General features: G+C 71.3%; 9 protein-coding genes. 1 reads left to right on the forward strand and 8 read right to left on the reverse strand.

All coding sequences use genetic code 11. From position 1 onward, the window contains the following. Window positions 1–137 precede the first annotated feature (137 nt). From ACIRDX_RS00485 to ACIRDX_RS00520, 8 genes are all read right to left on the reverse strand, one after another. Complete coding sequence (locus ACIRDX_RS00485) at window positions 138–3,101, reverse strand: POTRA domain-containing protein (protein ID WP_396623430.1); 2,964 nt, start codon at window positions 3,099–3,101, stop codon at window positions 138–140. Then, a complete protein-coding gene (locus ACIRDX_RS00490) occupies window positions 3,101–7,222 on the reverse strand; it encodes a translocation/assembly module TamB domain-containing protein (protein WP_396623431.1) in 4,122 nt (1,373 codons plus the stop codon). Before ACIRDX_RS00490 ends, ACIRDX_RS00485 begins: the two co-directional genes overlap by 1 nt. Beyond that, window positions 7,219–7,725, reverse strand: a complete 507-nt coding sequence (locus ACIRDX_RS00495) for a biotin/lipoyl-containing protein (protein WP_396623432.1) — start codon at window positions 7,723–7,725, stop codon at window positions 7,219–7,221. The genes ACIRDX_RS00490 and ACIRDX_RS00495 overlap by 4 nt, the downstream gene beginning before the upstream one ends. A 15-nt stretch (window positions 7,726–7,740) precedes the next feature. After that, window positions 7,741–9,270, reverse strand: coding sequence for an acetyl/propionyl/methylcrotonyl-CoA carboxylase subunit alpha (locus tag ACIRDX_RS00500; protein WP_396623433.1), 1,530 nt, complete (start codon window positions 9,268–9,270; stop codon window positions 7,741–7,743). A gap of 158 nt (window positions 9,271–9,428) precedes the next feature. Beyond that, window positions 9,429–10,979 carry an acyl-CoA carboxylase subunit beta gene (locus tag ACIRDX_RS00505; protein ID WP_396623434.1) on the reverse strand — a complete coding sequence of 517 codons (1,551 nt, stop codon included), beginning with the start codon at window positions 10,977–10,979 and terminating at the stop codon, window positions 9,429–9,431. 3 nt (window positions 10,980–10,982) lie between these two features. Then, on the reverse strand, window positions 10,983–11,630 hold the full coding sequence (gene fsa / locus ACIRDX_RS00510) for a fructose-6-phosphate aldolase (protein ID WP_396623435.1): 648 nt from the start codon (window positions 11,628–11,630) through the stop codon (window positions 10,983–10,985). Window positions 11,631–11,701: 71 nt separating this feature from the next. Continuing rightward, a complete protein-coding gene (locus tag ACIRDX_RS00515; RefSeq protein ID WP_396623436.1) occupies window positions 11,702–12,451 on the reverse strand; it encodes a fumarylacetoacetate hydrolase family protein in 750 nt (249 codons plus the stop codon). A gap of 36 nt (window positions 12,452–12,487) precedes the next feature. Then, complete coding sequence (locus tag ACIRDX_RS00520) at window positions 12,488–13,864, reverse strand: hypothetical protein (protein WP_396623437.1); 1,377 nt, start codon at window positions 13,862–13,864, stop codon at window positions 12,488–12,490. Between the two features lie 168 nt (window positions 13,865–14,032). Between ACIRDX_RS00520 and ACIRDX_RS00525 the strand changes: the two genes are divergently transcribed. Further along, window positions 14,033–14,926: a PEGA domain-containing protein gene (locus tag ACIRDX_RS00525; RefSeq protein WP_396623438.1), complete on the forward strand. Its 894-nt coding sequence runs from the start codon at window positions 14,033–14,035 to the stop codon at window positions 14,924–14,926. The last annotated feature ends 112 nt before the right edge of the window (window positions 14,927–15,038 follow it).

Consider the following 15,038-nt stretch of genomic DNA (forward strand, 5'->3'; position numbering starts at 1 on the left):
GGCAGTGTGAGACGACCGACGCGCGTCCCGTGCGCCGTGTCCCTTCCTTCCTTTCCGCCCTTCGCCCTTCGCCCTTCGCCCTTCGTCCCTTCGTCCGTCCCTTCGGCATTCCCGGCATTCCCAGCATCGCGGCATTCTCAGAACGCCTGTCCCACCGTGATGTGCAGGGCCGTCCGTCCCTCCCGCGTGCCGTTGGCGAACGTCAGCCTGTCGAGCTTGAAGCCGAGATCGACGCGGATCGGCCCGATCGGCGACAGGTAGCGGATACCGAACCCGGCGGCGCCGCGGATCTCCGTGATGTCGAGGTTGGACACGCGGAGGAACACGTTGCCGGCATCGACGAAGGCGGCCGCGATCAGGCCACGCCACACCGGCACGCGCACTTCGCTGTTGAAGATCAGCAGCGCATTGCCGCCGGTGGGCAAGCCGTTGCGGTCGAGGGTGGCGGGCTCGCCGAGCCGATCCTGCGCGAAGCCGCGCACGGTGTTGTCGCCGCCGGCGAAGAACCGCTCGGCCGCTGGCAGATCCGTCACCGTGTCCACGAGCGGTTGCCCGTCCGGGCCGACCAGCGGCTGCCCGTCGTCGCCGAGGCGGGAGACGTCGCGGGGCAGGCCGCGCGCCAGGCCGAGGCGCGCGCCGCCGGCGATGACGATCCGCCGACTGCCGGGCAGGCGACGATACACGAAGCCCTGCAACAGCGTCTTGGCGAACCCGACCTCCGATCCGATGGCGCGGCCCGCGAGCTCGCCGTCGACGGCCATGAACGTGCCGCGGCCGGGATCCAGCGGGTCGTCGCGCGTGTCGCGAATCACCGAGTTGGTGACCGACGAGATGCGCACCTGCGGGAACAGGCGATCGACGTTGAGCTGGTCGTCGGGAGCGATACGGGCGTCGTACAGCTCCGTACGGCCGACGGCATACCGCGCCACGAAGGTGGTGTGCTCGCCGAACAGGCGCGACCAGTCGACCCGCGCCTGCTGGCGACGGAAACTGAAGCTGGACCTGATGGCCTGCTCGACGAAGGCGGCCACGTCGAGGTTGGCCGAGTCGAGGAAGGCCCGGGGCTCGCGCCAGGTGCCGAGCACGCGGTACTCGTTGAGGGCCAGGCCGGTGCCGTCACGCTCGGGATCGCCGGGGTAGTCGCGCGGGCGCACGCTGGCACGCATGAAGAAGTTGAGCGTGCGGTTCTTGCCCCACAGGTTGCGCCGGCCCGCCTCGAAGAAGCCGCGCGCGGCGAACTCGAAGTTCTCCTCCACCGCGCCGGTGTCGCTGATCGTGCGCAGCCGCTGCCCGCCCTGCAACCCGGCGCCGTATCCCACCGTCGTGACCGGCGCCTCCTCCACGGTGACGATCACGTCATGCGTGTCGACGTTGGCCTGCCCGACGTCGACGATGCGCACGCTGCGGAACAGGCCGAGCGCGGTCAGGCGCCGCTGGCTCTCGAACACGCGCGCGAGTCCGTAGGGCTGCCCACGCTCGATGCGCAGCTCGCGCCGGATCGTGTCCTCGCTGGTGCGGACGTTGCCGACGACGAGGATCCGATCGACGAGGGTCTGGCGGCCCTCCACGAGCACGAAGGTCACCGCGATCTGCCCGGGGGTGGCGTCGTTCTCCAGCCGGGCCTCGATCTGCGCCTGCCGATAGCCGTCGTCGAGGTAGCGCCGCAACACGGCCTCTCGGCTCGCGACCACGGCCGCGGATGAGAACGCCTGCCCGGGCCCGATCGTCAGCGCCGACCGCAGGGCCGTCTCGTCGAGCGCCCGCACGCCCTCGAAGGCGATGCGCGACACGGTCGCACGGGTGCCCTCGGCGACACGCAGGCGAATCTCGAGGGCGCCCGGCACGTCGGTCGAGAGCGACGGGGCACTGACGTCCACCAGGGCCTGCTCGACCCGCACCGCCGGAAAGCCGCTGTTCTGGTAGAGCTGCGTGATGGCGGCGATGCCGCTGGCCAGCGACGAGGGCGTGAACGGCTTGCCCTCCTCGATGTCGAGGCGCTGGCGCAGGGTGACCTGTGGCAGGGCCTGGGCGCCGCCGATCACCAGGGCCTGCACCTGGTAGACGCGGCCCCGCGCGATCGTGAACACAACGTCGAGGCCGGCGTCGGTCTGGCGCCGCGAGTACGAGACGCGGGCGCGCCAGTAGCCGCGCTCCTGCAGCCACGTCGTGATGCGGGCGCGCGAGTCCTCGAGGAGGTCCTCGTCGACGCTTGCCTCCTCGCGCACCGGCACCAGTTCCCGCCGCACCGACTCCGGCAGCGCGTCGCCCTCGAAGGTCAGCGTCACCATCGGGCCGCGCGCGACATCCACCGTGAGATCGATCGTCGTGGCCCCCTGGCCCGGCACCGGCGTGGTGCGCACGACCGCCTCGTAGTAGCCCGCGCCACGCAGGCGCTCGGTGTAGCGGCTCACGCGTCGATCGACGTCCTCGCGGTCGTAGGGCATCCCGGGGGCCAGTCCCAACTCGGCGACGGTCGCGGCCTGCGCCTCGGCGGGCACGCCGGTCACGCGCACCGTGCCGACCAGCCAGCGGGGACCGGGATCGCCGGTGATCACCAGCGTGACCACGTCGCGGCGATCGGTGCCGTCGATGCGCGTCGCCAGCCGGGGCTGCAGGTAGCCGCGCCCACCGAGGACATCCTGGGCGGCCGCGATGGCCTCCGGAGCCGAGGCGGCCAGCGCCGCGCTGCCGAGGCGCTCACGCGCTGCACGCTCGATGGCGCCGCCGAAGCTCCGTAACGCGCCCTCGACCCGCACATCGCCGATGCGCTGCGCCGACGCCAGTTCCACGCGCACGACGACGCCGTCGGCAACGGGGTCGGCGAAGACGTCGATGGCGGCGAAGCGACGGAGGTGCGTCAGGTGCTCGATCGACGACCGGACCTGTGCCGGATCCAGTGGCTGCCCCACCACGACGTCGAGCAGCTGCGGCAGGTCGGGGTCGGCCGCCGGCAGGCCGTCGAGCAGGATGCGGATGCCGGTGATGCGCCGGCCGCGGACATCCGCAGCGGCGATGGCGGCGGCAGGCGCCTGGGCCCGGACGGTCCCGGCCTGACCCAGGGCCAGCAGCACGACGAGGGCGGTACAGGGGGAACGCAGCATCAGAAGACGTGCCGCACCCGGACGTCGATGGCGTAGGTCTGGTCCTCGTTCTGCGACACGATCCACGACAGCCGATCGTTCTGCGTGAACTCGAGGAGGATCAGCTGGTCGCGCTGCTCGGAGGTGAGCAGCTGCGCGAACGTGAGGTAGAGGCGCTCGCTGATGCGCTTGCCGATCGTCAGGCGCGCGCCGGGGCTGAGCCGCGACGACTGCTGCCCGAAGTTGGCCAGCGACGGGGTGATCTGCACGGAGTCGACGCCGAGTGCCTGCTCGGCGACGCGGCTCACGTTGGCCGAGATCGGGCTGGCGAGCAGCCGCGCCGCGCGCGCGGCGATGAGGTCCTGCTCGGTCTGGTTCGGGGCGCGCAGCGCCCGCAACTCGGCGTTGACCGGGTCGCGCACGTCGCCGAACAGCAGCGCCATGATGTCGACGGCGTTGAGCGGCGGGTCGGACGCGAGGTCGAACACGAACCGATCAGGGGTGCCCGACACGCGGAAGGTGACGATGTAGATCTGGCCCGGCACCTGCGCGCGCGTCTCGGCCTCGATGTCGAAGAACGGCTCGATGCGGGTGGGATTGGAGAAATCGATGACCCCACGCCGCACGTTGTAGCGCTTGCCCTCGAAGAACACCTCGCCGCGTTCGACCTCGGCACGCCCGAACAGCTGCGGGCGGTCGTAGGTGCCGCGCAGCGTCAGGTCGGCGCTCGACACCAGGCGCGCGGTGTTGTTCTCGATCCGCAACGTCGACGGCGCCTCGACGCGCAGGTCGAAGCGGAGCGGGTAGCCCGACTCGGCGACAGGGCCTGCCGTCACACCTCCCGCCGCGAGACCGAGCACGCCGGTGCCGCTGGTGTCGATGCTGCGGGTGAGGACCGCGTCGCGGACCTGCACCGTGCCGCTGAGGGTCGGCAGGGTCATCGGCCCGCGCAAGGCCAGCGACGCGTCGACGATGGATCGGAACCCCTCGGGGTACCGGATGCGCATCTCGTAGCCGGTGGCCGTGACGTTGAACTCCGACGGGGTGAGCCCGCGGAAGGTGACGCGCCCGCCGAAGCGCACGGGCCCGCCGCCGAGCCTGGCATTGATGCCCTCGAGCGAGGCGCCGCCGGTGTCGAAGCGGACGGTCCCGTTGATCGCCTCGAGGGAGTGCGGCAGCCCGCCGTAGCGCAGGCGTCCGTCCGAGATGAGCGCGGTGCCGCCGACCACCGGCGACTGCCAGGGGCCGCTGATCTCGGCCGACACCTCGGCGGCGCCCGAGGCCCGCACGTCCTGCAGGGCGCCCTGGAGCAAGCCGAGGTTGGCGTCGCCGAGCAGGCGGATGCTCATGCGCTCGGCGCCGATCTGGACGTCGCCGGCGACGTCGAGGCGGGTGCCCTCGCCCACCAGGCGCATGCGCTCGATGGACAGGCGGTCCTGCCCGAGGGCCAGGCGGACGGGCCCGTCGTTGCGGATGGCGTAGTCGATGAAGCGCAGGCGCAGCGTGTCGACGCGCAGGTCCCCGCGCAGGCGGGCCGAGTCGTTGAACGGCCCGACCAGGCGCAACTGGCCCGATCCGACCATCGACGTGAAGGGCGAGAACGTCGGGCTGTAGACGCGGATGTACGGGTCGAGCGACGTGTTGACGAACGTCAGCGTGATGTCGCTGTCGGCGTTGTCGTCGAACGGCATGCGGCCGGTGCCCGAGACGGCGAGGCGCGACGACGCCATCTCGAGCGCGTCGATGTACATCTGCTGGTCGCGGATCGAGAGCTGCGAGGTGACCTGGCCGATGCCTTCGTCGCCGACGTACAGGTCGTCGATGGCCGCGCGCACGTCGTAGCGGGGCGCCTGGAACGTCGCATCGCCCTCGGCCGTCATCCGCAGCTGCCCGGTCAGCGGCACGCCCTCCCACGTCAGCGCGTACACGCTCGACACGGGGATGCCGCGCCCCTCGACCTTGAACCGGTACGTGCCCGCCCACGCCACGTACGCGCCGCCGTTGACGTGTCCGCCCGACTTCGTGATGACGATGTCGTCGAGGAACACGCCGAGGCCGTCGAACCGCAGCGCGGACGTCGCCGTGTCGAAGGGCTCGTCGTAGGCCACGCCCCGCTCGATGCGCAGCCGGCCGAAGCCGTGTGGCCCGCGATAGTCGCCGTGGATCTGGTAGTCGCCGGAGATGGGACCGTCCACCGGGTAGTCGTCGAGCACGAAGGCATGGCGCAGGTCGACGAGCGGCCAGTCGGTCATGCGGATGCGTGCCCGGATCTCCTCGCCGCCGTCCTTGCGCGGGAAGCCCAGCGAGAAGCGGCCTGCCACGCGCAGGCGCGCGCCGTCCTTCTCGATCTCGGCGTCGGCGATGTCGACGTAGCTGTTCTCGACGACGAGCGCGGTGCGCGCGCTGCCCCACGTGACGTCCCACGCGCGCAGGTCGCGGCCGCTGAACTCGCCCACCACCCGGGGCGCCTTGAAGCGGCCGAGCAGGGTGCCGTCGAAGGCGCCCGATCCGCCGACGTAGACGGGGCGCGTGCGGGCGCCCGCGGCCGTCATGATCCCGGCCAGGAGCTTGTCGCTCTCCTGCCAGTCGCGGCTGGTGACGTGGAAGGCGATGTCGGAGGCGTCGCCCTGGCGCGTCGTGCCGCTGAAGTCGATGTAGGTGTCGGGCGTGGCGGCGTAGCTGCGCGCCAGCGTGATCTGCTCGCCGGCATACCCGTACTTCAGGTCGGCGGTGATCGGCACGCGGCCGAGCGGCGCGTCGCGGTCGAGCGAGGCGGGCGACCGCACGACGGGCGCCCCGAGATCGACGAGCTCGCGCCCCTGCATGCGCTGGCCCTCCGGCGCCGTCACGACCATCTCGCCCTCGCCGGTGCGCTGGTCGAAGCGGCCCGACGGGAAGTCGAGGAGGTGCCGCCCCGCCGCGCGCCCGGCCACCTGCATGCCCTGCAGGCCGACGATCCGCGAGATGGTCTCGAGGTCGACGTCCTTGTAGCGCGCGTCGAGGCGTTGGTGCGCCGGGACCGGGGCGCCGAGCGGCGCGTACTTGTAGTTGATGTCGAGCTGGCCGCCCGCCAGGCGCATACGCGACTGCAGGACCTCGAAGCGCTCCTTCTCCCAGAGGAGTGAGCCGGCGATGTCGTCGAAGTCGAACATCGTGAGCCGGGTGCGCGGGCTCTGGAAATCGCCGGTAAGCCGGCGGAAGCCCTTGCCGAGCGCGAAGCGGCCCTGGAAGCGGCCGGTGCCGCCCAGCGTGAAGTCCTTGCCAGCGAAGAACAGCGCCTTCATCCGGGCGAAGTCGATCGTCGAGCGCTCGATGTCGTAGACCTGCTCGGGCCAGTTGGCGATGTTGACCTCGCCGCGAATCTGCGACGTCGACCCGTCGCCCCGCAGGTCGATGCGCGGCAGGCTCACCTTGCCGCCGTCGATCACGAACGACGTGTCCAGGTGCGCCCACATCGGCTCGAACTTCATGATGTGGATCACGCCGTCGCGGAAGGTCGCGGTGCCCCGGTAGCGATCGCTCTTCGCGATCGTCACCTCGAGGTTGCGCGCGTCGAGGCTCCAGGGCATGCCGTGGTCGACGTAGCGGACGCGTCCCCGGGTGCCCGTGAACTTCCGGAGGGTCGTGACGAAGCGCTTCGGTCCGTTCGACTTCGGCAGCGTCAGCTTCGGGAAGTTGTGGCGACCGCCGGCGAACTGCTCGATGTTCATCGTCCAGTCGCGCATCGCGACGTCCTGGATGACGAGTTCGCCGCGGACGATGGACCACCAGGGCATGCCGATGGTGATGCGCTCGGCGGTGAAGAACGGGGCGTCGGTCGGCGTGAGGCCGGCGATGCGGAGCTTGTCGACGACGAACTCGCCGCGCAGCAGACGCACCGACAACCCGCCGATGGCGAGCGGGCGTTCCAGGCGCTTGCTGCCCTCCCGTTCGGCCAGGCCGCGCAGGCCAGGCCCGAGGTCGATCGCCAGCACCGACACGAGGGCGGCCGCGAGCGTGGCCACGAGCAGTGCGGACGCACCCTTGCCCAGGCGCCACACGACGCGGCGCTTGCGGCCACGCGGGCGTGGTGGGCACGTGTCCTGCGGCTCCGGGGCGTCCGGAGCCGTGGGTGTCGGCGTGGGCTCGTCGGCCACGCTCATTCGACGACCACGAGGGGGCGCCCGGCCTCGACCGACTCGCCCGCCCGCACCAGGATCTCGCGCACCGTGCCGGCCCGGCCAGCCGAGAGCGCGTTCTCCATCTTCATGGCCTCGATCACCACGAGCGGCTGGCGCGGCTCGACGAGGTCGCCGACGGCCACCGACACGCGCAGGACCTTGCCGGGCATCGGGGCGACGAGACGCAGGGGTCCGCTGCCCGAGGCGCCACCCGTCGCCCGGCGACGGGCGCGGCTGGACGCGACCACGGGCACGCGCCGGCCGTCCACGTGCACCACGCGCTCGCCGGGCTGGGGGCCGGCCTCCACCACCACGTCGAGCATCACGCCGTCGGGCAGGCGCAGGCTGAGCCGGCCATCGCCGAGATCACGGACGTCGCAGGTCAGCGCCCGGCCGTCGAGGTGCACGTCGAGCGTGCCGGCGCTGCCGCCGGGCGCGATGGTGACCTCGCGGACCTGCCCGTCGAGCTCGATGTGAAGGCGCATGCCCACCGGGCAATTCTACTTTCTGAGCGCGGCCTGCCTGGCCGCGGCCGCCCAGCCGCCGCGCGACCCCTGGCGCGACGCGCCCGGTGCGCTCGCGGGAGCCGTCCGGCTGGCGAGGAAGGCGGAGGCCGCCACGGCCAGGAGCGCCGCCTCGTGATGGCCATCCTCGGCGGGCGAGAACGGCTCGCCGGCGCGACGGTCGAGCTCGGCGTCGAGCATGGTCGTGTCGAGTTCGCCCCGCACGAACGCTGGCTGTCGCAGCATCCAGCGGAAGAACGGCAACGTGGTCGGGATGCCGCCGACGTGGTACTCCGAGAGGGCACGCAGCATCCGCAGCCGGGCCTGCTCGCGGTCGCCTCCCCAGGCGACGAGCTTGGAGATCATCGAGTCGTAGTAGATCGGCACCTCGAAGCCGGCGTCGACCCCGCCGTCGTCACGGACGCCCGGCCCGGCGGGGACGCGCAACGACGTGATCCGACCGGGCCGCGGCATGAAGCGCTGGTCGGGATCCTCGGCGTAGACGCGGCACTCGATGGCGTGGCCCCGCGGGACCAGGGCCTGCTCCGGCGGCAACGTCAGGCGCTCGCCACGCGCGATGCGGATCTGCCACTGCACCAGGTCGACGCCCGTGACCATCTCGGTGACGGGATGCTCGACCTGCAGTCGCGTGTTCATCTCGAGGAAATAGAAGCGATCCTCGGCGTCGACCAGGAACTCGATGGTGCCCGCGTTGGTGTAGCCGACGGTGCGGGCCACCGAGGCGGCGGCCTCGGCCATCCGCGCGCGCAGGTCCTCGCTCATGCGGGGCGCCGGCGATTCCTCGATCACCTTCTGGTGTCGGCGCTGGATCGAGCACTCGCGCTCGACGAACGGCACGACGGTGCCGTGCTGGTCGGCGAGCAGCTGGATCTCGACGTGGCGAGGACGTTCGACACGACGCTCGAAGTAGACCGCTGCGTCGCCGAACGCGCCGAGCGCCTCCGAGCGCGCGGTGTGCACCGCGCCGACGAGCGCCTCCGCGCTGCGTACCTCGCGCATGCCCTTGCCGCCGCCACCGGCGACGGCCTTGACCATCAGCGGGTACCCGACCGCGTCGGCCAGGCGCTGCACGTCGGCATCGGGGACGTCGGCGAGCACGGGCGTCTGCGTCCCCGGCACGACGGGCGCACCGGCGGCAATCGCGGCGTCGCGGGCCGCGGTCTTGCTGCCCATGCGGGCGATCACGGCGGGAGTCGGTCCGATGAAGGTGAGCCCGGCGTCGACGCACGCCTGGGCGAAGTCCTCGTTCTCGGCCAGGAAGCCGTAGCCGGGGTGCACGCCGTCGGCGCCGCTCTGCTTCGCGATGGCGATCAGCTTGTCGATCCGCAGGTACGTCTCGCCTGGCGCATTGCCGTGCAGCGGGAAGGCACGGTCGGCATAACGCACGTGACGCGCCTCGCGATCGACGTCGGAGTACACGGCCACCGTGCCGATGCCCATCTCGCGACAGGCGCGCATGATGCGGACGGCGATCTCGCCACGGTTCGCGATCAGGATGGTCTTCATCGGACGGCAGTCGGGAGTCGGCAGTCGGCAGTGAAAGTCATGGCGCGGCGGCCGTGGTCATTCGGCCTTCGAAATGGCCTGCGCGGCGGCAATGGCCTTCGACATTCCCGGCATTCGCGGCATCGCGGCATTTCCCGCTGTGGGCGCGCGTCGCGCGCTCACAGCGGGATGTTCCCATGCTTCTTCGGCGGCATCGTCTCGCGCTTGCCCTGGAGCCGCTCGAGTGCCCGGCAGATGCGCATGCGCGTCGTGCGCGGCGCGATGACCTCGTCGATGAAGCCGCGCGTCGCCGCCACGTACGGGTTGGCGAACGCCTCGCGGAACTCCTCGACCCGCGCCGCCCGCGCGGCGGCGGGATCGTCGGCAGCCTCGATCTCGCGCTTGTACAGGATGTTGACGGCGCCCTCCGGCCCCATCACGGCCAGTTCCGCCGTCGGCCACGCGAGGTTGACGTCGGTGCGCAGGTGCTTGCTCGACATCACGCAGTACGCGCCGCCGTAGGCCTTGCGTGTCACCACCGTGATCTTCGGCACGGTGGCCTCGGCGTAGGCGTACAGCAGCTTGGCGCCGTGCCTGATGATGCCGCCGAACTCCTGCACCGTGCCCGGCAGGAAGCCCGGCACGTCCTCGAAGGTCACCAGCGGGATGTTGAAGGCGTCGCAGAAGCGCACGAAGCGCGCGCCCTTGACCGAGGCATCGATGTCGAGCACGCCGGCCAGGTGCGCGGGCTGATTGGCGATGATGCCGACCGACCGACCGCCCATGCGCGCGAAGCCGACGATGATGTTCTTCGCGAAGTGCTGCTGCACCTCGAGGAAGGCGCCCTCGTCGACGAGGGCGCCGATCACCTCGTGCATGTCGTAGGGCTGCATCGCCGACTCGGGCACGATCGTGTCGAGCTCCGGCGCCTCGCGATCGCTCGGGTCGCTCGTCGGCACCACGGGCGGATCGTCGATGTTGTTGGACGGCAGGTACGACAGGAGGTCGCGCACGAGCGCCAGCGCCGCCTCGTCGTCGGCGACGGCGAAGTGGGCCACGCCGCTGCGCGCGTTGTGCGTCATCGCGCCGCCGAGATCCTCCTTGGTGACGTCCTCGTGCGTCACCGTGCGGATGACGTCGGGCCCGGTCACGAACATGTAGCTCGTGGACTCGGTCATCACCGTGAAGTCGGTGATGGCCGGCGAGTAGACGGCGCCGCCGGCGCAGGGCCCGAGGATCGCGGAGATCTGCGGCACGACGCCCGAGGCGAGCGTGTTGCGCAGGAAGATGTCGGCATAGCCGGCCAGCGACGCGACGCCTTCCTGGATGCGCGCGCCGCCGGAGTCGTTCAGGCCGACCACCGGCGCGCCCACCTTCACCGCCTGGTCCATGATCTTGCAGATCTTGGCGGCGTTGGTCTCCGACAGCGAGCCGCCGAAGACCGTGAAGTCCTGCGCGAACGCGTAGACCACGCGCCCGTCCACGCACCCGCTGCCGCACACGACGCCGTCGCCGGGAATCTGCTGCGTCTCCATCCCGAAGTCGCGGCACCGGTGGACGACGAGCTTGTCGATCTCCTCGAAGGTGCCGGGATCGAACAGGCGCTCGATGCGCTCGCGGGCGGTGAGCTTGCCCGCCGCGTGCTGGCGGGCGATGCGATCGGCGCCGCCGCCGAGTTCGGCGCGCTGCTCGAGCTCCGCGAAGCGCGCGGACGGGCTCTGGTGGGCCATGGGCTACTTCTGCTGCGCTTTCTCCCAGTCCTTCAGGAACCGCTCGAGGCCGATGTCGGTGAGCGGATGCTTGAAGAGCGCCTCGATGACCGCCGGCGGGCAGGTGCAGATGTCGGCGCCGAGCTTGGCGGCCTGGATGATGTGCATCGGGCCGCGCGTGCTCGCCACGAGCACCTGGGTGGTGAACTCGTAGTTGTCGTAGATCTCGACGATGTCCTCGATGAGGTCCATGCCGTCGTGCCCGATGTCGTCGAGGCGGCCGACGAACGGGCTCACGAAGTAGGCGCCGACCTTGGCCGCGATGAGCGCCTGTGCCGCCGAGAACACCAGCGTCACGTTGACCCGCGTGCCCTCCGCGCTCAGCGTCTTGCAGGCCTGCACGCCGGCCGGCGTGAACGGCACCTTGACGACGATGTGCTCGGAGATCTCGCGCAGCTCCCGGCCCTCGCGCAGCATGCCCTCGACGTCGGTCGCCACGACCTCGCCGCTCACCGGGCCCTGCACGATGTCGCAGATCTCCTTGAGGATGGCCTTCGGATCCTGCTTCTCCTTGGCCATCAGCGACGGGTTGGTCGTCACGCCGTCGACGATGCCGAGGGCGTGCAGCCGCTTGATGTCCGCGATGTTGCCCGTATCGACGAAGAACTTCATGCCATCCTCCTCGGCCGGGCTCCGAGAGCCGGCCCGACCAGTGTGTGCCGGCCCCGCCGCGCGGCGCCGGCCTAGCGTTGCGCGATCACCGGGCTGCGCAGGGCCCCGATACCTTCGACCTCCACCACGATCTCGTCGCCGGGCTGCAGCGGGCCGATGCCCGCCGGCGTCCCCGTCGAGACGATGTCGCCCGGCAGGAGCGTCATGATCCGCGAGATGTAGGCGATCAGTGACGCGACCGGGAAGATCAGCTCGCGGGTGCTCGAGTCCTGCTTCACCGTGCCGTTCAGCGTGCCGGTCACCCGGAGATCGGCCGGCGACAGCCCCGTGGCGATGCAGGGGCCGAGCGGCGCGAAGGTGTCGAAGCCCTTGGCCCGCGTGTAGCGGCCGTCCTTCTTCTGGAGTTCCCGCGCCGTCACGTCGTTCATGCACGTGTAGCCGAGCACGTGCGTCATCGCGGCGGCCTCGGCCACCCGCGTCGCCCGCCGTCCGATCACCACCGCGAGCTCCGACTCGTAGTCCACACGGCCGACGCCTTCAGGGATGACGATGGGCTCACCCGGGGCGACGATCGCGGTGGACGGCTTCAGGAAGATCAGCGGCTCGGCGGGCAGCGGCTTGCCCTGCTCGGCGGCGTGGTCCTTGTAGTTGAGCCCGATGCACACGATCTTGGAGGGCGTCACCGGCGCCAGCACGCGCGTCGGGGCCGGCACCTCGGCGCCGGCGCGCCAGGCGCCGAAGAGGTCGCCCTCGAGGGCGCGATACACACCGCCCTCCTCCACCACGTATCCGTCCGGGGTCCTGACGATCTTGGCCATCATTCACGCATCTCCGGGCTGCAGCCCACAGGCGGCAGGCTACCTGGCACTCTCGCGGACCCGGTTGCTCTCGGGGCTCGCATTGGCCGGCGTGGCCTTGTCCACCGCCACCACGGCATAGATGTACACCACCCCCGGCTCGGCCGTCGTGTCGCGGTACGTCGACTCGGTCACCGGCGAGGCGTTGACCGGCTTGAGGGCCTCGCCCTCGACGCCGCGCAACACGAGGTAGCCCGCAAGATCGGGCGCCGTGACCGGTTCCCAGATCAACGACACGCCCCCGCCACTGCCGACCGCCACCAGGCCGGTCGGCGCCGGAGGCGGATAGGTGTCGATGGCCGTGATGCACGCCGGCGGCGAGAGCGGGCTCTCGATCGTGACCTTGCCCTGCTGCGCCACGGTGCGCACGGCATAGCAGCGGGCGGTCCCGAACGCGATGCGGTCGTCGGTGAAGCGGCCCGTCTCGAGCGGCGCGGTGTTGATCGCTGCAACCGGCACCGGAGCGGTCGCTCCCGGGGCGGCGACCTCGTACACGCGGTAGGTGTGCGGCGTCCCGTACGTGACCAGCGGACGCGCGGGCAGCAGCGCATCGTCCTTCTTGGCCGACAGCGCCTCCTTGTACTGCTCGGCGGTGACCGTCGGTTGCAGCGGCAACTGCACGCCCGGGGGCGTCGCCCACGTGACGGTCACGGAAGACGCGTCGTGGGTCGCCGAAGGGGCGGGTGGGGCGGGCGGGGCGGCGGTCATGGGCACCGGGAACGGCGCCGAGGGCGGGCCCGCCGTGCCTCGCGTCGAGTACGGAATGGTGATGTAGCTGCGGGCCGCTGCCGTCGAGGGCTGCGGCCAGAGCAACGTCCGGCCGGTCCCGTCGGTGGACGGCACCGGGGCCTCGTCGACCTCGTCGCCCACGGCGGCACGGACCTTGGCGATCCTTGCGGCATCCGGGTGCTCGAACACCGTCGTCCGGATGGCGTCGGTGAGTGTCTCCTCGACACGCACCACCTGCCCCTGCACGGGACGCGGATCGACGGTAGCCGGCGCGGCACCGGGCGTGGGCTGGACCTCTTCTGCCTCGGGCGGCGGAGGCGGCTGCACCTCGACGCGCCCGACCTTCGTAAGGAGCGTCTCGATCTCGCGCGTGGTCAGCGGACGCCCCAGCGGCCCCTCGGCCTTGCCGGTGGCGGCATACACATCCACGTAGGCCAGGTCGGCCGGACGGCTGCTATCTGCGTTGCCGGTGGGGACGGTGAACTGCACGGCGACGGTGTCGCCCAGGCGCGAGGCGCCCACGTCGGAGATGAGCGCGGGCGCCGGCCGGAGCGGCGCCAATGGCGGCCCCTTCTTCCCACACGCCGCGGCGATCGGGAGCATACTGGCGAGCAGGACGACGGTAAGGAGCGGACGCGCGACACTCACGGGCTCCCTATCCTACCCCGCGCGGCGACCGTCCTGTCCGGGCGACGGCCGGTGCCGCTCCACGAGGACAGTCGAGCGTGCAGCAAGAGGCGAGCCCCGCCGGTGACGCCATCAGGCATGGCAGGGTTGTTGCAAAATCACACGACGGACAGACGTCCGGAGTGCACCATGAAGAGAACAGTCATCACCAGCGCCCTGCTTGCGGCCTTCGTCCTGGCGGGCACGCCCTCGCTCGAAGCCCAGCGCCCGCGCAGCCCAGGCGGCGACTCGGGCGGTTCCTCCGGCAGATCCGGTGGTTCGAGCACGGGCAGCGTCGCCGTGCCCCGCGACGGCGGCAGCTCTCCCTGGGGCGGTGGTGGGTCGGTGTCCTCGCGCCCGAGTGAGCCCGCGCGCCCCTCGGGCGGTTCCGGTGGCAGTCGTACCAACCGGGGTGGCAATGGCAGCGGCCCGGTCTACGGTGGCGGCGGCGGTTCGGCCACGGGCTACTCGCGGCCGCGCAACGGCGCCCCGGTCACGGGCTATGGCGTGCCCCGAGGCTCGGTCGCGACGCTCCCGCCGATCATCTCGGGTCCGATCTACTGGGGCCCGGACGACTGGTACTTCTATCCGTGGGGATTCGGGGGCCTTGGCCTCGGCTATTTCTGGGATCCCTGGATGTGGAGCGGCATGGGCTTCGGCTGGGGCGGCGGTGGCTACCCGTATGCCGACCCGTTCTGGGGCGGCGGCGGCGTCGGGGGCGGTTTCGGGGGCGGCGGCATGGGCGGCAGTTCGTACATCCCGGCCGACAGCGGTCAGGGGCCCGATCAGGCCAATCCGCTCGACCCGACCGGGCCGACCGGCGGCGTGCGGTTGAAGGCGGACCCGCGCGACGCGACGGTCTATGTGGACGGCTTCTACGCAGGACGCGTCGACGACTTCGACGGCGCCACCCAGAAGCTGAAGATCACGCAGGGCACGCACCGCATCGAGTTGCGCGCCCCCGGCTACGAAACGGCCACGTTCACCGTGACGATCGTCGCCGGCGAGACGACCACGTACAAGACGTCGCTGAAGAAGCAGTGAGCGGACCGGGAGGCGAGATGTCGGCGCCTCCCGGCACCCCGTACCCCGTACCCGGTACCCGGCACCCCGTACCCCGTACCCCGTACCCGGTACCCGGTACCCGGTACCCGGT

Origin of the sequence: Luteitalea sp., assembly GCF_044337415.1 — a bacterium.
In the GTDB taxonomy this organism is placed as follows: Bacteria; Acidobacteriota; Vicinamibacteria; order Vicinamibacterales; family Vicinamibacteraceae; genus Luteitalea.